Source organism: Ancylobacter sp. Lp-2, from assembly GCF_020523795.1.
Lineage (GTDB): Bacteria > Pseudomonadota > Alphaproteobacteria > Rhizobiales > Xanthobacteraceae > Ancylobacter.
In genome coordinates this window covers 16,210-40,978 of the sequence record NZ_JAJALI010000012.1, presented here as the reverse complement: position 1 = coordinate 40,978, position 24,769 = coordinate 16,210, and the positions used below count along the sequence as shown (strand labels likewise).

Below are 24,769 nucleotides of genomic sequence, written 5' to 3'. Positions count from 1 at the left end.
TAATGGCTGGTTAAGGAGCGCCGGGAACCGCTTGCAGGACAGGGGATTACAGGCCGAGCCGGTCCATGATCCGGCCATGCAACACCAGGGTACGCACGCCCAGCGGCCAGAAGCCGTGGAAGGCGATCGGCTTTTGCGCCACGACCGGCAGGTCGAGCTGCGCGGCCGTGCCGTGCAGCAGCCGATCCGCCAATTGGCGGGCGAGGGCGGTGCCGAGCGCGACGCCGCGGCCGTTGCAGCCGAGATAGATCAGCGCATCCGGCGAGGGCTCGTGCACATGCGGCCAGTGGTCCTTGGTCATGGCCAGCTGGCTGTTCCAGCCATGGGTCCAGCGCACGCCCTTCAGCTGCGGCCAGAGCCGTTGCGCGTAGTCGGTGAGGTAGGCGATGGCGTCCGGCGTGGCGATCGGGTGCATCGGCCCGCGTCCGCCCATCAGCAGGCGTCCCTGCGCATCGATGCGGTAATAGACGGTGATGCGCCCGCTCTCATAGACCGAGGGCCGGTCCGGCGTGATGCCGGCGCGCTGCGCCGCGCTCAGCGGCTCGGTGGCGGCGATGGCGCTGAACACCGGCACGATGGTGCGGCGCAGGCCCTGCCACAGATCGTCGGTGAAGCCGTTGGTGGCGATCAGGATCTTCTCGGCCTCGACGGTGCCGGCGGGCGTGCTGATCGACCAGCCGGCGGCGGTGCGGCGCAGCGAGGTGGCCCGGGTGCCGCCATGGATGCGGGCGCCGGCCGCCAGCGCCGCCCGGGCGAGGCCGCGCGAATAGGCGAGGGGATTGAGGTTGCCGCCGCGCGTGTCGAGCATCGCGCCGTGATAGGCCGGCGTGCCCGTCGCCGCCGCCGCCGCCGTCCGGTCGAGCCACGAGACCGGCATGCCGCGCGCCAAGCACTGGCGGGCGGTCGCCGCCACCGCCTCGCGCGCCCTAGCGCTGCGGGCAGCGCGCAGCGTGCCGCCATGATGGACATCACAGGCGATGCCGAGCCGCTCGATCAGCTCGAAGGCGCGGGTCGGCGTGTCCCAGGCGAAGCTCACCATGCGCCGGCCGAGCTCGGGGCCCCAAGTCTTCTCGATCTCGTCGGGATCGAATTTGAGGCCGGGATTGAGCTGGCCGCCATTATTGCCGGAGGCGCCCCAGCCCGGCTCGTTGGCTTCCAGCACCACGACGTCGGTCCCGGCCTCGGCGAGGTGCAGGGCGGTGGTCAGCCCGACGAGGCCGCCGCCGATGATCGCCACCGAGGCGCGACGCGAGCCGTCGAGCGGCGGGGTCTGCGGTGCCGGCGGCGCGTCGAGCCGGTAGACGTTGGGCGGCAGGGGCTTCGGAGGCAAAGGCTTAGGAGACGAGGGCTTCGGCGACGCCATGGTGCTCATGTCAGTTTCCCGCGAAGGGGCGCTCCTGTCGGTCGCCCTCGGTCGAGATGAAGGAGGTATCGAGTTCGTCGAGGCGGGTGCAGCCGAGAAAGCCCATCACGGCTTCCATCTCCTGCCGTAGCAGGTGCAGCACGTGGCTGGCGCCGGCCTCTCCAGCAACGGCGGTGCCATAGAGCGGGGCGCGGCCGATGAGGACCGCGTCGGCGCCGAGCGCCATCAGCTTCAGCACGTCGGCGCCACGCTTCACGCCGCTGTCGGCCAGCACGGCGGCGCGTCCGCGCACCGCTTCCACGATGGCCGGCAGGGCGCGCACCGGCGGCACGGCGGCGTCGAGATTGCGCGCGCCATGGCTGGAGACGACGATCCCGTCGACGCCGGCCTCCACCGCGCACGCGGCGTCGTCGGCGCGCAGCACGCCCTTGAGGATCAGCCGGCCGGGCCAGCGGCGGCGCAGTTCCTTCAGGTCGTCCCAGCCCAGGGCGTCGGTGAGGCGCACCTGCTCCCAGGTCGCCTTGCGGGTGATGCTGGAGCGGAAGCTCTCGGGATAGTGCCGATAGGTCGGGATGCCCTCGTCGAGCAGGTAGCGCAGGAGCACGCCGACCACCCAGCGCGGATGGGCGAGCATGTCCAGGCCGCCCTTGAGGCTGGCGCGGATCGGCACCTCGTAGCCGTTGCGGGTGTTGTATTCGCGGATCGGGTTGGCGACGGTGTCGACGGTCAGCACCAGCGTCTCGATCCCGTTGGCCCAGGCCCGGTCGATCAGTGCGTGGGAGAGCTCCCGCGCCTGCCACATATAGAGCTGGAACCACAATTCGCCGCGCGCTTCGGTGGCGATGCGCTCCATCTCGGTCATCGAGCCGGTGGCGATGGTGAAGGGAATGCCGGCTTTGGCCGCGGCGCGGGCGAGTTCGATCTCGCCCTGGTGCCAGACGAGGCCGGCCGCCGCCGTCGGGGCGATCACCAGCGGGAGGGGCCGCTCGCGGCCGAACAGTCGGGTGGAGAGATCGCGGCGGGAGACGTCGACCAGCACACGGGGATGGAAGACGAGGTCGTCGAAGCCGCGGCGCAGCCGGGCGAGGCCGACCTCGTCCTCGGCGCCGCGGTCGATATAGTCGAAGATGCCGCGCGGCAGGCGCCGCCGCGCCTGCTTGCGGACATCCTCGATATTGAGGGCGGTGGACAGCATGCCGAAATCCTCGCCCGGTCGCGTCAGGCGGCGCCGGGCAGGAAGAGCTTGCCGGGGTTCATGCGGTTCTGCGGATCCAGCACCGCCTTGATCTGGCGCATCACCGCCAGCTCGGCCGGGTTCTTGGTGCGGGCGAGGCGCTTGCGATAGGTGGTGCCGACCCCGTGCTCGGCGGTGATCGAGCCGCCAAGCTCCATCGCCACGTCGTCGATGATGACGTCGATGGCGTCGGAAGCGATCTCGAATTCCTCCGAGGTCGCGAAACGCTCATGCGGGAACAGCACCACGACGTGGATGTTGCCGTCGCCGATATGACCGACCGACATCACATTGGCGTCGGGATAGGCCTTTAGCACACCTTCTTCGACGCGCCGGACGAAGGCCGGCTGCTCGGCGACCGGCACCGAAGTGTCGTGCGACATGGTCTTGCCGGCCAGCTTGAACTCGCCGGTGACGCCATGGCGCAGCTTCCAGATCGCCTCTTCCTGCGCGAGGCTGGCGGCGATGGTGGCGTCGGAGATCAGCCCGGCCTCGAAGGCCTCGGCGAGGAAGCCCTCCATCGCCGTGGCGAGCGGGGCGTCGAGCTGCGAATCCCCGGCCTCGATCAGCAGGTACCAGGGAGACTTCTGCGCGAAGGGCATCACCGTGCCCGGCACATAGCGCAGCACGAAGTCCATATAGGACGAGCCGATGATCTCGAAGCTGGAGATGCGCTCGCCGAACACCGCGCGGGCGCGGGCGAACAAGGTGAGCGCATCCTCGACGCTGTCGAGCTGCATCAGGGCGATGGAGCGCGAGCGGATGGCCGGGAACAGCTTCAACGCCGCCGCCGTGACCACGCCGAGCGTGCCTTCCGCGCCGATGAAGAGCTGCTTGAGATCGTAGCCGGCATTGTCCTTGCGCAGCCGGCGCAGCCCGTCGAGCACGGTGCCGTCGGCGAGCACCACTTCGAGGCCGAGCACCAATTGGCGCATATTGCCATAGCGCAGCACGGCGATGCCGCCGGCATTGGTGGAGATGTTGCCGCCGATCTGGCAGCTGCCCTCGGCGCCGAGGCTGAGCGGGAAGAGGAGTCCTTCCTTTGCCGCCGCGCCCTGGATGTCGGCGAGGATGCAGCCGGCGTCCACGGTGATGGTCTCCTCCGCCGGCGAGACGGCGCGGATGCGGTTCATCCGGTCGAGCCGCACCACCACCGCCGGGCGCGGCTCCAGCGGCGTGGCGCCGCCGCACAGGCCGGTATTGCCGCCCTGCGGCACGATGGCGACGCCGGCCGCAGCGCAAGCCTTCACCACCTTCGCCACCTCGTCGGTCGAAGAGGGGCGCACCACCGCCAGCGCCTTGCCGTGATAGCGGCCGCGATGGTCGGTGAGGAACAGCGCGGTGTCGGCGGCATCGGTGAGCACATAGCGCTCACCGAGGATCGTCTTCAGCTCGGCGAGGAAGGCGTCATTGGAAGGGGCGTCGGTGGGGCAGGCGTCGGCGTCGGCTTCGGCGGACATGGCATTCGTACCGGATGGGCGGCGGGAGGAAGGCACGGGGAAGAACGACCCCCGTCCCGACGGCCGGGACGGGGGCCGATCAGGTGGACGATCAGATCAGCATCCACTCGGCGTAGCGCTTCTGCACCGCCGTGTAGTTCTCGCCCCACCACTGGGAGTTGACGATGACGTTCTTGCCGTTGGTGAGGTCGGGCAGGAAATCGCCGGCAGGCGACTTCTTGACCTCGTCCATCGCGGCGACGCTGTTGGGCAGGTAGTAGCCGCGCACCGACCAGGCGACCTGCCGGTCGGGCCGCAGGCAGAAGTCGATGAAGCGCATCGCCGCTTCCTTGTTCTTCGTGCCCTTGGGGACGGCGAAATAGTCGAGCGAGTTGACGGTCTGCTCGAAGGAGAAGGCGAGCGGGGCTCCGGCCTTCTGCGCCGACTTCACGCGGTTGAAGTAGCTGTAGGAGAAGTCGCCCTCGTTCTGCACCACGGCGTTCACCTGGTCCGGCGTGGTCGCCGCCCATTTGGAGACGTGCGGCTTCATGCGGTCGAGCGCGGCGAAGGCGCGGTCGATGTCAAGCGGGTAGAGGTCCTTCGGCGCGACGCCGTCGGCCACCAGCGCGACCTCCAGCGTCTCGGAGGCGAGCGAGCGCATGACGCGGCGGCCGGGATATTTCGCGAAATCATAGAAGCCGGCGAAATCGACCGGGTGCTTGCCGTCCGGGGTACGCTTGTCGTCCCACAGGATGCCGCCGGAATAGAGATACATCGGCATGTAGTCGGCCGCCGGCTTGGCGATCAGCTCGCCCGGCTTGATGATCGACATGTCCAGCTCTTCCCAGAGCTTGTCGCGGGCTCCGGAGGTGGCGAAGGCGGCGGGGGCGTCGATCACGTCCCACTGGACGTTATTGCCCTGCACCTGCGCCTTCACCTTGGCCATGTCGCCATTGTCGACCAGCGTCACCTTGATGCCGGTCTCGGCGGTGAAGGGGTCGGCGAACACCTCGCGCACCGACTTGTTGTAGTCGCCGCCCCAGGAGGTGACGGTCAGGGTGGTGTCGGCGGCCGCGGCCCGGCCGGTGAACACCGCCGGGGCGGCCATCAGCCCGAGAAGGCCGGCACCGCCGCGCAGGACGCCGCGCCGCGACGTGGTGAACAGGATCTTGGTCATAGGCACGTCCCCTCTTGTTCTGGTGTTCGTTCGTCGATCAGCCGGCCGGGGCCGGCGGCAGAAGGCGGCCGTGCTGCGGCTGCCAGGCGGCGCGGACCGCCTCGCCCCGATGCGCGCCGGAACGTCCGGGCTGGTTGAGCTCCTGGATGATCAGGCTGGAGCCGTCGGCACAGCGCACGAAATGGCGCACCACGCCGCCGAGCAGGATGGAATCCTCGATATGACCAGCGACGCTGGCCGGCGTCGCGGCGTCGGCCAGCGCCATGTTCTCCGGTCGCACCAGCAGCACGGCGCGTTCGCCGGCCTTGATCGCCCGCTCGGGCGCGGGGGCGGCGAAGCGGCCGAGCGCGGTGTTCAGCGCATAGGCGCCGTCCGCGCCGATCTCCACCGTGCCGGGAATGAGGTTGGACGAGCCGATGAACTCGGCGCTGAACACCGTCTCCGGGCGGAAATACAGCGTGTCCGGCGTGCCCTGCTGCTCGATGCGCCCGCCATTCATCAAGACGATGCGGTCGGACATGGTCAGCGCCTCGTCCTGATCATGGGTGACGTAGAGCATGGTGATGCCGAGCTCGGCGTGCAGCCGCTTGATCTCCAGCTGCATCTGCTCGCGCAGTTTCTTGTCGAGCGCGCCGAGCGGCTCGTCCATGAGGATCAGCGCCGGGTTGTAGACGATGCAGCGCGCCAGCGAGATGCGCTGCTGCTGGCCGCCGGACAATTCGCGCGGCTTGCGGTTCGCCACATGGCCGAGCTGGATCAGCTCCAGCGCCTCGCCGACCTTGCGCTTGATCTCCGCCTTGGACAGGCGGCGGACCTCCAGTGGGAAGGCGATGTTCTCGAACACCGTCATGTGCGGCATGAGGGCGTAGTTCTGGAACACCATGCCGAGGCCGCGCCTGTTGGTCGGCAGGGTGGTAGCGTCACGGCCGTCGATGACGATGCGCCCGGAACTCGGCGTGATCATGCCGGCGATCAGGTTGAGCAGCGTCGTCTTGCCGGAGCCGGAGGGGCCGAGCAGGGTGACGAACTCGCCCTTGGCGATGGAGAGGTCGACGCGGTGCAGGGCGTTGACCTCGCCATAGCGCTTGGCGACGCCCTGGAGCTCGACCATCGCGGGGGTGGAACTGGCGGTCATTTGGAGGCCTCGGTCTTGCCCTGCATCGCGATGATCCCGAGGGCGATCATGAGCGAGAGCACGGTGAGCAGCGTGGAGACCGCCGCCAGCACCGGCGTCAGCTCCCAGCGGATGGAGGAGTACATCTTGACCGGCAGCGTCATGGTGTCGGTGCCGGTGAGGAAATAGGCGACCACCACCTCGTCGAGCGACATCAGGAAGGCGAACAGCGCGCCCACCGCGATCGAGATCTTGAGCTGCGGCAGCACCACGCGGAAGAAGATGCGCAGCCGCGAGGCGCCCATGATCGAGGCCACCGTCTCCAGCGCCACATCGGAATGCTGCAGGCCCGACATCACCGACACCATGATGTAGGGCGTCGTCAGCATGACATGGGCGAGCACCAGCCCGGCGGTGGTGTCGAGCAGGCCCCAGTTCGAGTACTGGAGATAGAGGCCGAGGCCAAGCACGATGACCGGCACCAGCATCGGCATCATGAACAGGCCCTGGAGGCCGCCGCGACCCGGCAGGCGCGAGCGCGCCAGCGCATAGGCGGCGGGCACGGCGAGCACGAGGGTGGCGAGCGTGGTCAGGCAGGCGACGATCAGGCTCTGCACCGTCGAGCCCCACCAGGCGGCATCGGTGAAGAACTGGCGGTAGAGCTCCAGCGAGAACTGCCGGGGCGGGAACTCGATCTGCCCGGGATTGCCGAAGGAGATCGGGATGACGATCAGGCTCGGTACCACCAGGAAGATGTAGCAAAGCCACGCCATGGAGGAGACGAGGCCGCGGGCGACGCGGCTGGATCCGAACAGCTCGTTCATGCGCCGGCTCCCGCGAGGCCGGCGGAGCCGCGCACCTTGCCGAGCAGGGCGACCAGCAGGCCGGACAGGATGAGCAGCGCCACGGCGGTGGCCGAGGCGGCGGTCCAGTCGAGCGTCTGGCGGGTGTAGAAGTCGACGAGGTTGGCGACCATCATGTCCTGCCGCCCGCCGAGCAAAGCGGGGGTGATGTACATGCCGATCGACAGCGTGACGTTGATCAGCACGCCGGCGAGCACGCCGGGCAGGCTGAGCGGCAGGGTGATCTTCCAGAAGATGCGCAGCGGGCCCGCGCCCATGGTCTCGGCGGCGAGGATCAGCCGGCGGTCGAGCGCCAGCAGGCTGCCGAGGATGGACAGGATCATGAAGGGTAGCAGGAAGTTGATCATGCCGAGGATGACGCCGACGCGGTTGAACATCATCGGCACGTTGAGCGTGCCGCCGCTGACGAAGCCGAGGAACTGGTTGATCAGCCCCTGATTGCCGAATACCGCCACCAGCGCGAAGCTCTTCACCAGGATGCTGGTCCAGAACGGCAGCATCACCATGATGAGATAGGCGGTGCGCTTGCGCGGCGGCTGGGCGGCGAGGTGCAGCGCCACCGGATAGCCGAAGAGCAGGCTGACCAGCGTGCCGCCGATGGCGATCTCGAAGGTGTTGCGCAGCACCCGCAGGAACAGCGTGGAGGAGGCGAGCTCGACATAGGCGTCGAAGGAGAACCGCCCATTATAGAGGCTGGTCCAGACCGTCAGGCCCAACGGGTAGATCAGGATGAGCAGCATCACGGCCGTCAGCGGCGCCAGCAGCAGGAGGGCCGTCCAGGGGCTGAGGTCCGATGCGGAGGATGATTGGGCCAAGGGTGGCACGTCCTTCGGTTGCCGGGCGGCCGCTGCGGGCCGCTCGCCGTCGCCCCTGAGGGCATGCCGGGACTATGACAGTCGGTTTTCAGAACCGCAATGTTAAAATTCAGAATTCTGAAAACTAAACGCGCTAAACACGCGTCAGATATCGGCGTTCACCCAGAACACCGAGGCCGGGCGGGCGCCGAGATTCGCGAAATGGTGCGGCTTGTCGCTGGAGAAGGCGAAGCAGTCGCCCTCATTGAGGCTGAAGGTCTCGCCGTCGATCTGCAGCTCGAGCGAGCCGGACAGCAGGAAGCCGATCTCCTCGCCCTTGTGCGAATAGGGCTGCGAGCCCGAATTGCAGCCGGGCTGGATGACCATGAAGAAGCCGCGCAGCCGCTCGCTCGAGGACGGCGAGGCGATGTCCTTGCGGATGCCGTCGATGTCGAGCAGGCGGGAACGCTGGCCGGCCCTTACGATATAACGGGTTTCGGCGGTCTGGACTGGGCTCTGCGAGGGGTCGATCAGCCAGGCGGGCATGACGCCGAGCGCGTTGGCGACGGTGTAGACGGTGCGCACCGTGGGCGAGACCAGGCCGCGCTCCAACTGCGACAGCGTGCCGATCGACACGCCGGTGCCCTTGGCGAGATCGGACAGGGTCATCCCCGCCTTGAGCCGGAGATCGCGAATCCGCTGGCCGAGCTTCTGGGTTTCGTCGTCGGGATTGCTCATGCCGGCCGGCAGGCGTGCGGCGTCGTCAACGATCTTCATGGGCGACATGGAGGGGAAAATTCCGTTTTCATCCGACCGGTGGTCCCGCCCAGGAGGCAGGTTTTCACAGTTTATAGCGATAGCTGCATCTGGCGAAGAAGCCAATTCATTTTTCAGAAAACCAAAAAAGATGTAGAGGCCGATGAAAACGCTCCCTATCATGGGCGGCGTCATTCAGAGGCCGGCACGCAGCGCCGGCCGCCGCTTCCGCAGGATCCCGCTTCATGTCCGCTCCGATCGATTGGCACGCGCGTGCCGCGTCGCTTTCCCTCAACGGCCAGGCCTTCATCGGCGGGCGCTATGTCCCGGCGCTGTCCGGCAAGCGGCTCGACTGCGTCAATCCGGCCACCGGCAAGGTGCTGACGCAGCTCGCCGCCTGCGACGCGGAGGATGTCGACCAGGCGGTGAAGGTAGCGCGGGTGGCGTTCGAGGCCGGCAGCTGGTCGCGCATGGCGCCGCGCGAGCGCAAGAAGCGGCTCAAGGCCTTCGCCGCGCTGATCGCCGGCCATACCGAGGAGCTGGCGCTGCTCGAGACGCTCGACATGGGCAAGCCGATCCGCGACAGCCTCGCCGTCGACCTGCCGCTGTCGGCGCAGTGCATCGACTGGTACGCCGAGGCCATCGACAAGGTGTATGACGAGATCGCCCCGACGGCGCCCAGCGCGGTGTCGCTGATCCGCCGCGAGCCGCTCGGCGTGGTCGCCGCGGTGGTGCCGTGGAACTTCCCGCTGCTGATGGCGGCCTGGAAGCTGGGGCCGATCCTCGCCGCCGGCAATTCGGTGATCCTCAAGCCGGCCGAGCAGTCCTCGCTCACCGCGATCCGGCTCGGGGCGCTGGCGAGCGAGGCCGGCATCCCGGACGGGGTGTTCAACGTGCTGCCGGGTCTCGGCGAGACCGCCGGCCAGGCGCTCGGCCTGCACATGGACATCGACGCCGTCGCCTTCACCGGCTCGACCGAGGTCGGCAAGTACTTCCTGCAATATTCCGGGCGCTCCAACATGAAGCGGGTCGGCCTGGAATGCGGCGGCAAGAGCCCGAACATCATCCTCGCCGACGCACCTGATCTCGACGCCGCCGCCACCTCGGCGGCCTGGGGCATCTTCTACAATCAGGGCGAGGTGTGTAACGCCGGCTCGCGCCTCGTCGTCGAGGAGAGCGTGAAGGACCGCGTCGTCGAGAAGGTGATCGAGGTCGGCGGCGCCATCAAGGTCGGCGATCCGCTCGACCCGGCGACCGAGATGGGCGCCATGGTCGATGCCGGCCAGACCGAGCGGGTGATGGGCTATATCGAGAAGGGCGTGGCGGAAGGCGCCAAGCTTCGGCTCGGCGGCAAGCGCATCGCCGCCGATGGCTGTTTCATCGAGACCACGCTGTTCGACGACGTCACCAGCGACATGACCATCGCCCGCGAGGAGATCTTCGGGCCGGTGCTGGCCACCCTCGCGGCGAAGGACATCGACGACGCCATCAAGATCGGCAACGACACCACCTATGGTCTCGCCGCGGCGGTGTGGACCCGCGACATCAACAAGGCGTTCAAGGTCTCCTCGGCGCTGCGCGCCGGCGTGGTGTGGGTGAACTGCTTCGACCACGGCGACATTTCCTCGCCCTTCGGCGGCTTCAAGCAGTCCGGCTTCGGGCGCGACAAGTCGCTGCACGCGCTCGAGAAATATACCGAGCTGAAGGCGACCTGGATCCATCTCGGCTAAAGGAGGCGGCAATGACAGAGCTGATGTTTCGCGGGCTGATCCCCGCCTTTCCGACGCCGCTGAAGGATGACGGCACGCTGGACGAGGCCAATCTCGCCCGCGTCGTCGACTACCAGATCGTCAACGGCGCCTCCGGGCTGGTGCCGGTCGGCGGCACCGGCGAGGCGAACTCCTTCAGCCTCGCGGTGCGCAGGCGCATCGTCGAAATCACGGTATCGGTTGCCGCACGACGCGTGCCGGTGGTCGCCGGCGTGCTCGACCCCGGCCTCGGCGGCGCGCTGGAGAGCGGGCGCGCCTATCGCGAGGCCGGCGCCGACGGGTTGATGGTGATCCCGCCCTATTACGCCCGGCCCGACCAGGAGGGCACGCTGCGCTATTTCCGGGCGCTGGCGCCGGAGCTGAAGCTGCCGATCGTGTTCTACGACAACCCCTACCGCACCAATATGGTGACCACCCCGGCCACCATCGCCCAGCTGGAGCGGGAAGGGCTGATCGTCGGCATGAAGGCGTCGAGCACCGACCTCTACCATTTCGCCCAGCTCGCTCCGCTGGTCAGCGACCGCTTCTGCCTGTTGTCCGGGCAGGACACGCTGTTCGTCGAGCAGGTGATGCTCGGCGCCAAGGGCGGGGTGCTGACCTCGGCGGCGCTGCTGCCGGGCTATTGGGACCATGTGCAGAAAGAGGCGGAGCAGGGCCGGGTGAAGGAGGCGCTGGCGCTGCAGGCGCGGCTGCATCCGCTGATGGACGCCCTGTTCGCCGAGCAGTTCCCCGAGGCGGTGCGGCGGGCCTTCGCGCTGATCGGCCTGCCGATCGGCCGCTCGCTGCCGCCGGTGGCCGCGCTGTCCGAGGCCGGGGAGGCCCGGCTGGCGGCGGCGGTGCAGGCGCTGCTCGCCGACGGCACGCTGAAGATGCAGGCCGCCGGCTAGAGTATGTTCCGCGAAAGCTGAAAGGCTTTCGCGACGGGAACGTGTTCCAGCCCATTGGATCCAGAGCACTTTCCGATCGATCAGGTATTTCCACCTGATCGGAAAAGGCTCCAGGTCGACGCCGGCGGCGGCCCGCTCGGCCGCCGGACGGCGGGGCGGGCGCCGAGCCGCCGGCCCCGTCGCGATCCCTCGATGCCTTGTCCTCGACGTCTTGCCTCACAGCCCCATGCGCTCGCGGCGCGTGGCGACCCAGCGGCCGATCATGCGGTCGGCGAGGATGCCGAGAAAGGCGATGGCGAGGCCGGCCGACAGCCCCTTGCCGGGATCGGCCTGCGAGATCGCCACCTGGATCTGCTTGCCGAGATCGTTGGTGCCGACGAAGGACGACACCACCAGCATGGACAGTGCCATCATGATCACCTGGTTCACCCCCAGCATGATCTCCGGCAGCGCATAGGGCAGCTCCACCTTGGCGAGGCGCTGCGTGCCGGTGCAGCCGGCCATGGTGCCGGCCTCCTGCAGGCTCGGCGGCACCCGGCGCAGGCCGTGATCGGTGAAGCGGATCGCCGGCACCATGGCGTAGAGCACGATGGCGACCAGCGCCGAGACGTCGCCGATGCGGAACAGCATCACCACCGGCAGGAGATAGACGAAGGACGGCAGCGTCTGCAGCGTGTCGCACATCGCGCCGAGGAATTTGTGCATGCGCTCCGAGCGGCTGCCGAGAAGGCCGAGCGGCAGGCCGACCAGCGTGGCGATGACCACCGAGATCGAGCAGAGATAGATCGTCGTCATCCCCCGCTCCCACAGCCCGGCCACCGGGATGAAGGCGATGAGCGCGGTCATGCCGAGGGCGAAGCCCCAGCCGCCGAGCGCCCAGGCGCCGCCGGCCACCACCGCCAGTAGGCCGACCCAGGGAAAGCCGATCAGGAAGGTCTTCACCGGCACGAGGAGATTCATCAGCAGGAAGGTGCGGATGGCGTCGGCGGTGGAGAACAGGTTGACGTTCACCCAGCTGACCACGTCGGACCACATATTGCCGGTCGAGACGCGGTACTCCGCCGGCAGCTTCTCCAGCGCCGGAAATGCGAAGGACAGCAGCGTGCAGCCGAGGAGCGCGGCTAGGCCGATCCAGAACAGCTGGCGGCGCCGGGCGGCGGCCGCCCCGTGCACTGGGCGCAGTTCCACCAGCGCCCGGCTCATGCGGTCGAGCACGATGGCGAGCGCCACCACGGCGAGGCCGGCTTCCAGCCCCTTGCCGAGGCCGTTGGCCTGCCGGAGCGCGTTGAGCACGTCGAAGCCGAGGCCGCCGGCGCCGATCATCGCGGCGATGATGATCATGTTCAGCGTCAGCATGATCACCTGGTTGACGCCGACCAGGAGATCGTCGCGGGCGGAGGGAACCAGCACCTTCCACAGCGCCTGCTTGGGCTCGCAGCCGGTCATGCGGGCGAGTTCGTCGAGCTCGGGCGGCACCCGCTTCAGCGCCATCATGGTGACGCGCACCATGGGCGGCATGGCGTAGAGGATGGTGGCCAGCATGCCCGACACCGGGCCGACGCCGACCAGGAACACCAGCGGCACCAGATAGGCGAAGGTCGGCACGGTCTGCATGAAGTCGAGCGCCGCCACCACCGCGCCTTCGAGGCGCGGCACCCGATAGGCGAGGATGCCGAGCAGGGTGCCGCCGGCCACCCCGGTGAGCACCGCCAGGATCACCTGCGACAGCGTCACCATGGCGCTGTCCCACTGGCCGAAGATGAGGATGTAGAAGAAGCCGAGGAAGCCGAGCACCGCGAGGCGCACGCCGCCGAGCAGGTAGCTCCAGATCGTCACCGCGGCGATGAGGCCGGCCCAGGACAGGCGGGGAATATGGAACGCCCCCTCTTCGTCGCCGAAGGTGATGCCGGAGGAGAACAGCGCCTTCGGCACCTCCAGCGCATAGCCGAACAGGCCGGAGACGAACCGCGTCATGTCCTTGAAGGTGAACAGGCCGAAGGACAGGTCGCGCGACAGCCAGAACAGGAACGCCTTCAGCCAGTCGCTGATCGGCACGATCCAGCGGGCCGGATAGGTCTTCGCCCAGCCGAAGCTGTCCGGCGCCGCATAGGGCACGAGCACGGCGAGGGCGACCACGCCAGCGACGATCCAGCCGACCGGGAAGCGTCGGGGATGCGTCTCGTCGCGCGGCAGCGCCACCTCGCTCACTGGACGCCTCCGACGAGGTTGGCGATCACCGTGGCGCGCTCCAGCTTGCCGATGATCATGCCATCGGCGTCGACCACGGCCGCCGGCGCCTCGGAGGCGAGCACGGCCTCGGCCACCTCGGCGACCAGCGCCGTGGCCGGCACGGCGGCGGCGAGCGTCTCGCCCGGGCGCACCGGCACGCAGACGCCGCCGGCGGTCAGCACCTTGCCGCGCGCCACATGGCGGGTGAAGGCGGAGACGTAGTCGGAGGCCGGGTTGAGCACCAGCTCCTCCGCCGTGCCGACCTGGATGATGGCGCCGTCCTTCATGATGGCGATGCGGTCGCCGAGGCGGATGGCCTCGTCGAAATCATGGGTGATGAACACGATGGTCTTGGACAGCATGCGCTGCAGGCGCAGGAACTCGTTCTGCATCTCGTGGCGGATCAGCGGATCGAGCGCCGAGAACGGCTCGTCGAGGAACCACAGCGCCGGCTCCACCGCCAGCGAGCGGGCGATGCCGACGCGCTGCTGCTGGCCGCCGGAGAGCTCGCGCGGATAATAGCCGGCCCGTTCGGCGAGGCCGACCAGCTCGATCATCTGCAGCGCGCGGGCCTCGCGCTCCGCCTTGCCCATGCCCTGCACCTCGAGCGGGAAGGCGACATTGCCGAGCACGGTGCGGTGCGGCAGCAGGGCGAAGTTCTGGAACACCATGCCCATCTTGTGCCGGCGCACCTGAATCAGCTCGGCCGGCGTCATGCGCAGCAGGTTCTGGTGCTCGTAGAACACCGAGCCGGCGGTCGGCTCGACCAGGCGGGACAGGCAGCGCACCAGCGTCGACTTGCCGGAACCCGACAGGCCCATGATGATGAAGATCTCGCCCTGGCGGATCTCCAGCGTGGCGTCGCGTACCGCCGCGAACAGGCCGGCCGCGCGGACTTCCGCCGGCGTCGGGATCGGATTGGCGCGCAGGAAGGCGTCGGCATTGGCGCCGTAGATCTTCCACAGGTTGCGGCAGATGAGGGCGGGCGGCGCGTCGGCGGCGGCGCGCACCTTGGCGGGCGGCGCCGGGATGGACGCGGTTTCGGACGCAGGCGAGACCAGTGCCATGGGACGGCCCTTCATCGAACGGACGGTGAGGCGGTGGCGCCGCGCGGGGAGGAGCGCGCGGCGCCCGTCACGAGGCCGGGATCAGTAGGCGCCCTTGTGCTTGACCACATAGGCGGCGACCACCTCGTCGAGCGGCTTGCCGTCGACGTCGACCTCCTTGACCATCAGGTTGAGCTCGGGGCCGTCGACCTTGAGCTTCTTCATCACCTCATAGGCGCCGGGCCACTTCTTCTTGGTCTCGGCCGAGGTGTATTTGAAGATCTCGCCATGCGGCTTGCCGCAATCATAGGCCTTGTCGGGGTTGGTGCCCCATTTCGGGTCGGTGTAGCAGGCCGCGTCATATTCGGGGAACTGCACCCACTCGCCCTGGAACACCGAGGGCACCCAGTGGGGCGAGTAGACCCACAGCATGATCGGCGCCTTGCGCTCATAGGCGGACTTCAGCTCGGCGAACATCGCCGCTTCGGTGCCGGCGTCCACCGCGACGAAGGGCAGGCCCAGCGCCTCGATGCGCTCGGGATCGTGTCCGCCCCAGGTGGCTTCCATGCCGAGATAGCGGCCCTTCGGCGCGGTCTCCGGCGCGGAGAACGCCTCGCCGCATTTCAGGAGCGCCTTCCAGTCCGGCAGACCGGGGCACTTCTCCTTCATGTAGGAGGGGTACCACCACTCCTCCTTGGCGGCCGGGCCGAGCGGGCCGAGATTCTCGGTCTTGCCGGTGGCGTCCGAGGCCTTCATCGCGTCGCCGGCGGTGGTCGCCCACAACTCCGGCATGAAGGTGACGTCGCCATTCTCCATGGCGGTGAGGCCGGTGAGATAGTCGATGGTAACGTAGTCGACCTTGTAGCCCTTAGCCTTCAGCAACTCGCCGGTGATGTGGGCGGTGATGTGCTGCCCGGTCCAGTCGTGCAGGGCGATGATGATCGGGTCCTTGGATTCCTGCGCCTGGGCCGGGGCGGCGAGGGGCAGGAGACCCATGAGGCCGCCCATGAGGCCGCATATGGCCACACCTTTGGCGAAAGCGGTGGTGAGATGGTGAACGCGCATCTGATCTTTCCCTCGGGATGGATTTTTTGAAGGCAACGCGTCGTCTCGAAATGTCCTTTCAGGAACATCTTTTTCTTCATAGGCAAGTTGCAGGCCAATAAACGGCCCTGCCTTACCGTCGACGTCCGGGCAAGGCCGCGCCGTGGCGCGGTCATTCCTTCGGGTAGACGATGATCGACAGGTAGGTCAGGGGCACGGAAATGAGCTCCTCCGGCCCGTGCTGGGCGGCGGCGTCGAAGAACAGCGTGTCGCCGGGCTCCAGCCGGTAGACCTTGTCGCCGTGGCGGTAGCCGACGCAGCCGGTGAGCATGTAGATCAGCTCCACCCCGGCATGGCGGAAGGCGGAATAGGGCGCGGCGTCGTCGGTCAGGGTGATCAGGAACGGCTCGATCGTCACGTCGGTGCCGAGCGAATGGCCGAGCAACTCGTAGATGTGGCCGGACTTGGTGCCGCGCCGCTCGATGACCACGCCCTGGCCGGCCTTGACAAAGGAGCAGTCGCGGCGGTCGTCATAGCCGGCAAACAAGGAGGCGATCGGCACGTTGAGCGCGCCGGCCAGCGCGGTGAGCGTCGCCAGCGAAGAGGAGATCTGGCCGTTCTCGATCTTCGAGATCATGCCGGGCGAGATCTTCGCGGTGGCGGCGAGCTCGGCGCTGGTGATGTCGAGCTTCTTGCGCTGCTGCTTGATCTGCGCGCCGATCGCCTGCTCGACGGTGAGGCTGGCCGCGCGCGGCGCGTTGGAGCCGGTGACCACCGCCTCTTCCGCCGGGGGCGCGGCCGGAGTGGGGGGCGGCGCCGGCGGCTCGGCGAGCGCGAGATCGGCGCCGTCCATGGGGCGTTCCGGCAGGGGCTGGGTCAGCGTGCGCAGCGGCCTTCGCATGCCGGCCTCAGGACCTTTGCGCCAGCGCGGACTGCCGTGGCGCGGTGCCGGCCGGCAGTTCCGCGCCGTCGTCGAACGGCGCGAGATAGGCCACCGCCATGTCGCGGTAGCGGGTGGTGCCCTTGTAGTCGGCGATCTCGGGATGCAGGTCGCGCAGCACGCGGTGCAGCCGCTTGCCCCAGACCTCGACGCGGACGAGGTCCTCGATACTGCACAGATAGCAGCGTATGCCGAACAGGATGGCGTTGGAGCGCGGCAGGCGGAACAGCGACTGCAACTCGACGCGCAGATGCAGCTTGCGGCCGATATTCTCCGGGGTCAGCGTCAGGCGGTCCGGCCCCCATTGCGGGTAGTTCTCCGGCGAGGTGTCGAGCCGCGGATTGACCGTCATGGTCCAGTTCAGCCGCCGCACCGGGGCGCCATATTGCAGGCGCAGCAGGAATTTCAGCGCCCGGTCGAACACGCCCTTCTGGTGGGCGAGCGGCACCGGGCCGTGCCATTGGTGGAAGGTCATGCCGACGTCGAAATCGAGCGACCAGTCGGCCTGCGTCGTCACCATGCCGCCGTCGACGAACAGATTGTCCTCGCGCTGGTCCTGCAGGGTGAAGTCGCCCTGTGCCTGCCGGGTGATGTATTCGAAGGGCGGCAGCGGCAGGGTGGAAGCGTCGCCGAAGGTGAAGCTGTCGCGGATGCCGAGCGGGCGGTTTTCCCAGGTCCAGTTCGTGCCGTCACGCGTCAGGGTAAAATGCTCGGGATAGGACGTCGCGAAGCTCTCCATGATGAGCTCCAGCGTGTCCCACTCCGCCGCCATCATGTGCGGCAGCACCTTGCAGCGGCTGGGGTCCTGCTCCAGCACCTTCGCCCGCTCGCGGCACTCGGCGACATAGTGCTCGTCGACGTCGAAGGGGTTGTCGAAAGCCGGGCTCGCGCCACCGCGCACATGTGGCTCGATGTTCACCGAGTACATGTAGGCGTCTTCCGGGAACGGGAACGGGAAGCGCAGCACCGCGGCATCGGAGTTCGAGTAGCTGAACTCGTCGCGGAAGGTCTCGTCCGGCTTGAACTGGATGGTCACGGCGTCGCTCCGTCCGGCAGGAAATCGCGTAGGCGGGAAGGCGGGGTCTCGGGTCACAGTTCGAGCACGAGGCGCGGGGTGCGGGACCGCGACACGCAGGTCATGATCAGGCGATTGGAGGCGCGCTCCGCCTCGTCGAGGAAATGGTCGCGATGCTCGGGCTCGCCCTCGGCCACCTCGATGAGGCACTGGCCGCAGGCGCCGCCGCGACACAGGCAGGGGGCGTCGACGCCGGCGGCCTCCATGGCGGCGAGCAGGCTGGTCTCGGCGCCGACCGCCACCTCGATGCCGGAGCGGCGCAGCACGGCGATGAAGGGCGCGCCGCCTTCGGCCGGGCCGCCGAAGGATTCCGAATGCAGCCGCACCTTCGGCCAGCCGAGCGCCTGCGCCAGAGCGAGGCCGGCCTCCATCAGCACGGCGGGGCCGCAGGTGTAGAAATGCGTGCCGAGCGGCTGGCGGAGCAGGGCGTCTTCCAGCGCGCCGAGCGCCATGTCGCAATGGATGTGCACGCGTGAGGCCGGCAGCCGCGCCAGCAGCGCCTCGAACACAGCCCGCTCGTCCGGGCGGCAGAAATGGTGCAGCTCCCACGGCGTGCCCGCCGCCTCGAAGGCGGCGATGTAGGCGAGGAACGGCGTCAGCCCGATGCCGCCGGACACCATCAGATGCTTGCGGGCGGTGCGCACCAGCGGAAAGAGATTGGCCGGCAGGCCGGCCTCGATCACGTCGCCTTCCGCCACCTCCTCATGTAGCAAGGCGGAGCCGCCCTTCGAGGCCGCGACGCGGCGCACGATGATGGAAAGATGGCTGCGGTCCTCGGGGTTGGAGACCAGCGAATAGGCGTTCCTCAGCAGCTTGCCGCCGCTGCGCAGGTGCAGCCGCAGATGCGCGCCGGGCCCGGAGGGCGGTGCCAGCCCGCCATCGGCCGGCACGAAGGTGAAGGCCTTCAGCGTCGGCGACAGCGGGACAGTGGCGGCGACGCGCAGCGGGACGGTGAGGGCGGTCATGGAAACAGCTCCTCGACCGGGGGCAGTTCGCCCGGCGCCTCGGCATCGGCCTGCACGCCCATGAAGGCGGCGAGGTGGCGGGAGAAATGATCGCGCACCACCAGATGGGCGCCGCAGCCGTCGCAGGCGGCGAGGCTGGTGGTGACGTCCTCGGTGATGGTCTTGCAATGGACGCAGAACACCCGGCGGCGCAACGAGCCGGCATGGGCGGTGCGGCACTCGGCGGCCTCCAGCCCGGCTTCTCGCGCCAGCTTCGCCACATTCCAGACGAAGCCTTCCTCGCCCACCGCATAGAGCCGGAAGCCGACGGTTTCCTGCGCCAGGCGGTGCGACAGCCGGTCGAGCAGATGCGGCACGGCGCGGAAGGCACGCCGCTCCACCGGAGCGGCATTGCCAGGCGTGGCATTACTCGGCGCCGGCTCCGCCTGCGGCCGGGCGTCGACGGCGCTGGTGGCGGCGACCACCCAATAGCCGAGCGGGGTGTCGGCAGCATCCGCGCCGTCGATCACCTCGGCGAGCGGGCGCGGCGCGTCGCTGACCACCAGATGGCGGCGGCCGCTCGCATCCACGCCGAGGCGCTCATAGACGGGACGGCTCTTGATGTCCGAGACGAGCATGGGCGGTCTCCGGGGAGACGGTTGGCAGGAAGACTGCTCGCGGAAAGATCGGAAGTCGGGTCGGGAGAGGTCCGATATGTCTGGTCCGATGTTTCCTTGCGATAAACTGAAGTGTTTAGCAGGAAACTTTTGCCGTCAAGAACCCGCGTTGCGCATTATTTGAGCGAGCCCGCTCAATCGGCAATCACCGCGGCAATCATCTGCCTTAAATTCTCTCAGGGAAACTATCTTGACAAACAAGAAATATCGCCGAGGCTTTCACACAAGGCAAAAACGCACGCCTCCCGGTCACGGGGCCAATGAAGCCGCCTTCCATCAGTCCCTGCCGACCAGACCTTGTCGTCAAGACCTCACCGTCCAGACCTTGCCAACAAGACCACGCCATCAGGACCACGGGAACACGCACATGAGCATCCGCGTCGCCATCATCGGTGCCGGCCCCTCGGGCATGGCCATGCTTCGCGCCTTCCAGTCGGCGCAGCAGAAGGGAGCCGAGATCCCGGAATTCGTCTGCTTCGAGAAGCAGTCGGACTGGGGCGGCCTCTGGAACTACACATGGCGTACCGGTCTCGACCAGTATGGCGAGCCGGTGCACGGCTCGATGTACCGCTATCTGTGGTCGAACGGCCCGAAGGAATGCCTCGAATTCTCTGACTACAGCTTCGAGGAGCATTTCGGCCGGCCGATCCCCTCCTATCCGCCGCGTGCGGTGCTGCACGACTACATTATGGGCCGGGTGGAGAAGGCCGGGCTGCGCGCCAATGTGCGCTTCAGTTCGCCGGTGAAGTGGGTCGATTATTCCGAGGAGACCGGACAGTTCACCGTCTCGGTGAAGGATCTCGTCAAGGGCGAGACTTATTCGGAGGTCTTCGACTATGTCGTGGTCGCCTGCGGCCATTTCTCGACGCCGAACGTGCCGTATTTTCCCGGCATCGAGATGTTTCCCGGCCGGGTGATGCACGCGCATGACTTCCGCGCCGCCGACGAATTCGTCGGCAAGGACCTCTTGGTGGTCGGCTCATCCTATTCGGCGGAGGATATCGCCAGCCAGTGCTATAAATACGGCGCCAAGTCGATCACCTTCAGCTACCGTACCCGCCGCTCCAATTTCGCCTGGCCGAGCTGCTTCGCCGAGAAGCCGCTGCTGGAGAAGCTGGAGGAGCGCACCGCGCATTTCATCGACGGCACCACGGCGGAGGTCGACGCGGTGATCCTGTGCACCGGCTACCTGCACCACTTCCCGTTCCTGCCCGACGATCTCCGGCTGAAGAGCCATAACCGCATGAACCCGCCCGACCTCTACAAGGGCGTGGTGTGGCAGAGTAATCCGAAGCTGTTCTACCTCGGCATGCAGGATCAGTACTACACGTTCAACATGTTCGACGCGCAGGCCTGGTACGTGCGCGACGTCATCATGGGCCGTATCGCGCTGCCGGCGGCGGAAGAAGTCGCCGCCGACATCGCCAGATGGCTGGAGGCCGAGGCGAAGATCGAGACCGCCTTCGACGCCATCGATTTCCAGACCGACTACATGAAGGAGCTGATCCCGGCCACCGACTACCCGATGTTCGACCTCGACGCCGCCGCCGCGCTGTTCAAGGTCTGGGAACATGACAAGGAACACGACATCATGGGCTATCGCGACAATTCCTATGTCTCGATCATGACCGGCAACAAGGCGCCGCCGCACCACACCAAGTGGATCGAGGCGCTGGACGATTCCTTCGAGGCCTTCATCAATCCGCCGGCGGTGGCGGCCGAGTAGCCGCCCGCCCGATCAGGGAGAGGTGCCATGAACATCCAGATCGGTGCCGGCGCGCCGGGAGCGCGGCGCCTCAATCCCGCGCGGCTGCGCCATGTGGCGCCCGGCGGCGCCTGGGTCTCGTTCGAGCTGAGGCCGGGCGACCGCGCGCATGTGCTCGATCCCGAAGGCGACCAGCCGGCGATCCTGTTCGTCGCCGGCCTGCCGGAGGGGGCGGCCGAGCTCTTCGCCGGGGCGCCGCCGGCCGACGGGCCGGTGCCGGAAGCGGCGCGGGCCTTCCTCGGCGCGGACGTCACCGGCGTCGCGCTGTTCGCTCCGGGACAGGCGCCGGGGGCTGGTGCGAGCTTCACCGCTCCTTCTCACCTGCGCTGCGTGCTGGTCGCGCCGGGCGGGCCGATGGAGCCCGGCGCCCAGGACGCGCCGACCGAACTGATCGTCGAGATCGTGCCGGGCTCACCCTCCGCCGGCACGGTGCCGCCGCCGCTCGCTGAGCCCAAGCTCGATCTGCGTATCCGCGCGGCCAGCGCCAGCGCCTATGAGGTGAAGGCCGGCGACTACATCCAGATCATCGATGTCGACGGCCAGCAATGCTCGGACTTCCTCGCCTTCGACGCGGCCAAGCTGAAGGCTGGGCGCGAAAAGGGGCTCGATCCGACGACCACCCGCACGCTGATGGGCTCGGCCAGCCCCGGCCCCGGCCTGCACTCGAAATATTTCGACGAGGACCAGACCGCGCTGGTCGAGGTGATCCGCGACACGGTCGGCCGGCACGACACCTTCATGCTGGCCTGCAACGCCAAATATTACGACGACATGGGCTATCCCGGCCACGACAACTGCACGGACAATTTCAACCGGGCGCTGGCGCCGTTCGGCATCGAGCCGAAGATGGGCTGGCCGGCGGTGAATTTCTTCTACAACACCTTCGTCGCGCCGGGCGATCGCATCGGCATGGACGAGCCGTGGTCGCGGCCGGGCGACTATGTGCTGCTGCGGGCGCTGACCGACCTCGTCTGCGCCTCTTCTTCCTGCGCTGATGATATCGACGCCTCCAATGCCTGGCACCCGACCGACATCCATGTGCGCGTCTATGACAGCGCCAATAGCTTCTCCAGAGGGATCGCCCACCGCATGACGCCCGATTCCGCCCCGCGGTTGACGCGCGAGACCGGCTTTCACGCCCGCACCGCGGCGCTGACCCGCAAATTCGTCGAGTACAAGGGCTTCTGGCTGCCGGACTGCTTCTCCGCCGCCGGGCCGATCGAGGAATATTGGGCCTGCCGCGAGCGGGCGGTGGTGATGGATCTCTCGGCGCTGCGCAAGTTCGAGATCCTCGGCCCCGACGCCGAGAAGCTGACCCAGCTCGCCGTCACCCGCGACATCCGCAAGCTTGCGGTCGGCCAGGTGGTCTATACCGCGCTGTGCTACGAGCATGGCGGCATGCTCGACGACGGCACGGTGTTCCGCCTCGGCGAGAACAATTTCCGCCTGGTCTGCGGCGACGATTATTGCGGCGTCTGGCTGCGCGAACTGGCGGCAAAGCACGGGCTGCATGCCTTCGTGAAGTCCTCCACCGACCAACTCGCCAATCTCGCGCTGCAGGGGCCGAAATCGCGCGACATATTGCGCGCGATCCTGACGACGCCGGCGCACCAGCCGAGCGCCGATGAGCTGAAATGGTTCCGCTTCACCATCGGCAAGGTGGGTGACATCCCGGTGATGGTGTCGCGCACCGGCTATACCGGCGAGCTCGGCTTCGAGATCTGGTGCCACCCGGACCGGGCGCCGGAGCTGTGGGACGCGGTGATGGCGGCCGGCGCGCCGCAGGGTCTGCAGCCGCTCGGCCTGCTGGCGCTCGACATGCTGCGCATCGAGGCCGGCCTTGCCTTTGCCGGCTACGAATTCTGCGACCAGACCGATCCGTTCGAGGCCGGCATCGGCTTCACCGTGCCGGAGAGCAAGCAGGACGACTTCGTCGGCAAGGAGGCGCTGGCCCGCCGCCGTGCCCATCCGGCCCGCCAGCTGGTCGGGCTCACCACCGAGGGCAACGAGCCGGTGCACCATGGCGACGCGGTCTATCATGGCCGGGCGCAGATCGGTGTCGTCACCAGCGCTACTCGCTCGCCGACGCTCGGCGGCATCATCGCGCTGGCGCGGCTGGATGTGAGCATGGCGGCGCCGGGAGCCGGGGTGGAGATCGGCAAGCTCGACGGCCACGTCAAGCGCATCGCGGCCACCAAGGTCGCCTTCCCGCATTACGATCCGACCAAGAGCCGGGTCCGCGCCTGAGAAGAGCGCCTGAGAAGAGCGCCTGAGGATCGGGACGCCTGAAAGGAAACGGCCGGAGCGGGAAGCTCCGGCCGTTTTCGTTGTCGTCGTTGGCGCCGGGCAGGGGAGGGGCCTCAGCCCCGCTCCTCCAGCGGATGGGTGCGCAGCCGCAGCGGATCGTAGAACGGTGTCTTGACCAGACGGCCGGTAAACGTGCCCTGTGGGCCGACCACCTCGAACTCGGTACCGAAGGCACCGAGATCCGGCCGCACATGCACCAGCGCGATGGAGCGCATCAGGTGCCGGCTGTAGATCGACGAGTTGAGCGAACCGACGTCGACGCCGTCCTTGATCAGCCGGGCGCCGGGCTCGATCTGCTCGTGATGGTCGATCTCCATGCCGCGCTGGACCACGCGCGCCTCGCTTTTGCGGCGGATCAGCGCTTCCTTGCCGCGGAAGGCCGGCTTGTCGAGGTCAACCGTCCAGTCGGCGCCGACTTCCCACGGCGTCTCGTCGCCCTTCGGCATGTCATAGGGGAAGAACAGCAGCGCGCCCTCGACGCGCACGATGTCGAGGCTCTGCCACGACACTGGCATGGCGCCGAACGGCTTGCCGGCCTCGAGGATGGCGTCCCACAGGAACACGGTGTCGGCGGCGGTGGAAAACACCTCGTAGCCGCGCTCGGCGGAATAGCCGCCGCGCGCCAGCGTCACCTTGCGGCCGAACAGCTCGGCCGGCGCGTGCTCGAAATATTTCAGCGTCGACAGGTCGATGGAGGCGTGCGGCGTCAGGATGTCCAGCGCCAGCGGCCCCTGCAGCGACAGCACATGGGTGTCGCCGTCATTGGCGACGCTGACGTCGCGCCCGCCCGCGAAGGCGGCCAGCACGTCCTCCAGCTTGCCGGAGCCGTGCGACAGGCGGAAATCGTCGGTGCCGTTGCGATAGACCAGCACGTCGTCGATCAGCGAGCCGCCGTCGTCGACGATGTTGCTGATCGCCGACTGGCCCGGCTTCATCTTGCCGATGTCGGAGGTGAGCACCGCGTCGAGCAGCGCGACGGCGTCCGGCCCGGTCACATTGACCAGGTTGAGCGAGGAGACGTCGATCAGCCCGGCGCGCGAGCGCACCGTCGCGACCTCGTCATAAGGATCGGTTGCATAGAATTGCGGCAGCGGCATGCCGTTCCACGAGGACTCGAACTTGGTTCCGAGCGCGATATGCCGTTCGTTCAGAATGGAATTACGAGGAAATGCAGCGTTCATGTCTTAGGAAACCTTCGTCATGCGAGGTCTGCGTCGGAAAGACTGAATTGGCACTGGAATGATCAGGCGGCGACGCGGCGCTTCTCTGCCACGCGGCGGGCACTCAACATGAGGATGCTTGCACCCGTGCCGGTCGCTGTCAATGAAATTTCTCTCAAGGAAACA

Annotated in this window: 20 protein-coding genes; 4 read left to right on the top strand and 16 right to left on the bottom strand. The window is 67.8% G+C overall.

Annotated elements, in window-relative coordinates:
- Positions 1-46: 46 nt before the first annotated feature.
- From LGR54_RS22365 to LGR54_RS22330, 8 genes are all read right to left on the bottom strand, one after another.
- On the bottom strand, positions 47-1,372 hold the full coding sequence (locus LGR54_RS22365) for an FAD-binding oxidoreductase (RefSeq protein ID WP_230364174.1): 1,326 nt from the start codon (positions 1,370-1,372) through the stop codon (positions 47-49).
- 1 nt (position 1,373) lies between these two features.
- Positions 1,374-2,558 carry an alpha-hydroxy acid oxidase gene (locus LGR54_RS22360; protein ID WP_230364173.1) on the bottom strand — a complete coding sequence of 395 codons (1,185 nt, stop codon included), beginning with the start codon at positions 2,556-2,558 and terminating at the stop codon, positions 1,374-1,376.
- 23 nt (positions 2,559-2,581) lie between these two features.
- Complete coding sequence (locus LGR54_RS22355; protein ID WP_230364172.1) at positions 2,582-4,057, bottom strand: FAD-binding oxidoreductase; 1,476 nt, start codon at positions 4,055-4,057, stop codon at positions 2,582-2,584.
- Positions 4,058-4,148: 91 nt separating this feature from the next.
- The gene (locus tag LGR54_RS22350; RefSeq protein WP_230364171.1) at positions 4,149-5,213 is read right to left on the bottom strand and encodes a polyamine ABC transporter substrate-binding protein; all 1,065 of its coding nucleotides are present in this window, start codon (positions 5,211-5,213) and stop codon (positions 4,149-4,151) included.
- 37 nt (positions 5,214-5,250) lie between these two features.
- A complete protein-coding gene (locus tag LGR54_RS22345) occupies positions 5,251-6,348 on the bottom strand; it encodes an ABC transporter ATP-binding protein (protein ID WP_230364170.1) in 1,098 nt (365 codons plus the stop codon).
- A complete protein-coding gene (locus LGR54_RS22340; RefSeq protein ID WP_230364169.1) occupies positions 6,345-7,151 on the bottom strand; it encodes an ABC transporter permease in 807 nt (268 codons plus the stop codon). Before LGR54_RS22340 ends, LGR54_RS22345 begins: the two co-directional genes overlap by 4 nt.
- Positions 7,148-8,005 carry an ABC transporter permease gene (locus LGR54_RS22335; protein WP_230364168.1) on the bottom strand — a complete coding sequence of 286 codons (858 nt, stop codon included), beginning with the start codon at positions 8,003-8,005 and terminating at the stop codon, positions 7,148-7,150. Before LGR54_RS22335 ends, LGR54_RS22340 begins: the two co-directional genes overlap by 4 nt.
- 144 nt (positions 8,006-8,149) lie before the next feature.
- Positions 8,150-8,770 (bottom strand): cupin domain-containing protein, encoded by a 621-nt coding sequence (locus LGR54_RS22330; RefSeq protein ID WP_230364167.1) that lies wholly within the window; start codon positions 8,768-8,770, stop codon positions 8,150-8,152.
- A gap of 215 nt (positions 8,771-8,985) precedes the next feature.
- On the opposite strand from LGR54_RS22330, the gene LGR54_RS22325 reads away from it, so the two are divergent.
- Both LGR54_RS22325 and LGR54_RS22320 read left to right on the top strand, forming a co-directional pair.
- Positions 8,986-10,470, top strand: a complete 1,485-nt coding sequence (locus tag LGR54_RS22325) for an aldehyde dehydrogenase (RefSeq protein WP_230364166.1) — start codon at positions 8,986-8,988, stop codon at positions 10,468-10,470.
- Between the two features lie 11 nt (positions 10,471-10,481).
- Positions 10,482-11,396 carry a dihydrodipicolinate synthase family protein gene (locus tag LGR54_RS22320; protein ID WP_230364165.1) on the top strand — a complete coding sequence of 305 codons (915 nt, stop codon included), beginning with the start codon at positions 10,482-10,484 and terminating at the stop codon, positions 11,394-11,396.
- 216 nt (positions 11,397-11,612) lie between these two features.
- Here LGR54_RS22320 and LGR54_RS22315 read toward each other — a convergent pair whose 3' ends face one another.
- The 7 genes from LGR54_RS22315 to LGR54_RS22285 form a co-directional block, all read right to left on the bottom strand.
- Entirely contained in the window at positions 11,613-13,604 is a 1,992-nt protein-coding gene (locus LGR54_RS22315) for an ABC transporter permease subunit (RefSeq protein ID WP_230364164.1), read from the bottom strand.
- Positions 13,601-14,692 (bottom strand): glycine betaine/L-proline ABC transporter ATP-binding protein, encoded by a 1,092-nt coding sequence (locus tag LGR54_RS22310; protein WP_230364163.1) that lies wholly within the window; start codon positions 14,690-14,692, stop codon positions 13,601-13,603. The genes LGR54_RS22315 and LGR54_RS22310 overlap by 4 nt, the downstream gene beginning before the upstream one ends.
- An 81-nt stretch (positions 14,693-14,773) precedes the next feature.
- Positions 14,774-15,679 (bottom strand): ABC transporter substrate-binding protein, encoded by a 906-nt coding sequence (locus LGR54_RS22305; RefSeq protein WP_230364250.1) that lies wholly within the window; start codon positions 15,677-15,679, stop codon positions 14,774-14,776.
- A 208-nt stretch (positions 15,680-15,887) separates the two neighbouring features.
- Complete coding sequence (locus tag LGR54_RS22300; protein ID WP_230364162.1) at positions 15,888-16,616, bottom strand: XRE family transcriptional regulator; 729 nt, start codon at positions 16,614-16,616, stop codon at positions 15,888-15,890.
- 7 nt (positions 16,617-16,623) lie between these two features.
- Positions 16,624-17,691, bottom strand: a complete 1,068-nt coding sequence (locus LGR54_RS22295) for a DUF3445 domain-containing protein (protein ID WP_230364161.1) — start codon at positions 17,689-17,691, stop codon at positions 16,624-16,626.
- Between the two features lie 53 nt (positions 17,692-17,744).
- Positions 17,745-18,695 (bottom strand): PDR/VanB family oxidoreductase, encoded by a 951-nt coding sequence (locus tag LGR54_RS22290; protein ID WP_230364160.1) that lies wholly within the window; start codon positions 18,693-18,695, stop codon positions 17,745-17,747.
- A complete protein-coding gene (locus LGR54_RS22285) occupies positions 18,692-19,312 on the bottom strand; it encodes a dimethylamine monooxygenase subunit DmmA family protein (RefSeq protein WP_230364159.1) in 621 nt (206 codons plus the stop codon). Before LGR54_RS22285 ends, LGR54_RS22290 begins: the two co-directional genes overlap by 4 nt.
- A gap of 406 nt (positions 19,313-19,718) precedes the next feature.
- On the opposite strand from LGR54_RS22285, the gene LGR54_RS22280 reads away from it, so the two are divergent.
- Entirely contained in the window at positions 19,719-21,077 is a 1,359-nt protein-coding gene (locus LGR54_RS22280; protein ID WP_230364158.1) for an NAD(P)/FAD-dependent oxidoreductase, read from the top strand.
- A 27-nt stretch (positions 21,078-21,104) separates the two neighbouring features.
- Positions 21,105-23,363: a DUF1989 domain-containing protein gene (locus LGR54_RS22275; protein ID WP_230364157.1), complete on the top strand. Its 2,259-nt coding sequence runs from the start codon at positions 21,105-21,107 to the stop codon at positions 23,361-23,363.
- 113 nt (positions 23,364-23,476) lie between these two features.
- Here the strand turns inward: LGR54_RS22275 and LGR54_RS22270 are convergent, their stop codons facing one another.
- Entirely contained in the window at positions 23,477-24,604 is a 1,128-nt protein-coding gene (locus LGR54_RS22270) for an aminomethyltransferase family protein (protein WP_230364156.1), read from the bottom strand.
- Between the last annotated feature and the right edge of the window lie 165 nt (positions 24,605-24,769).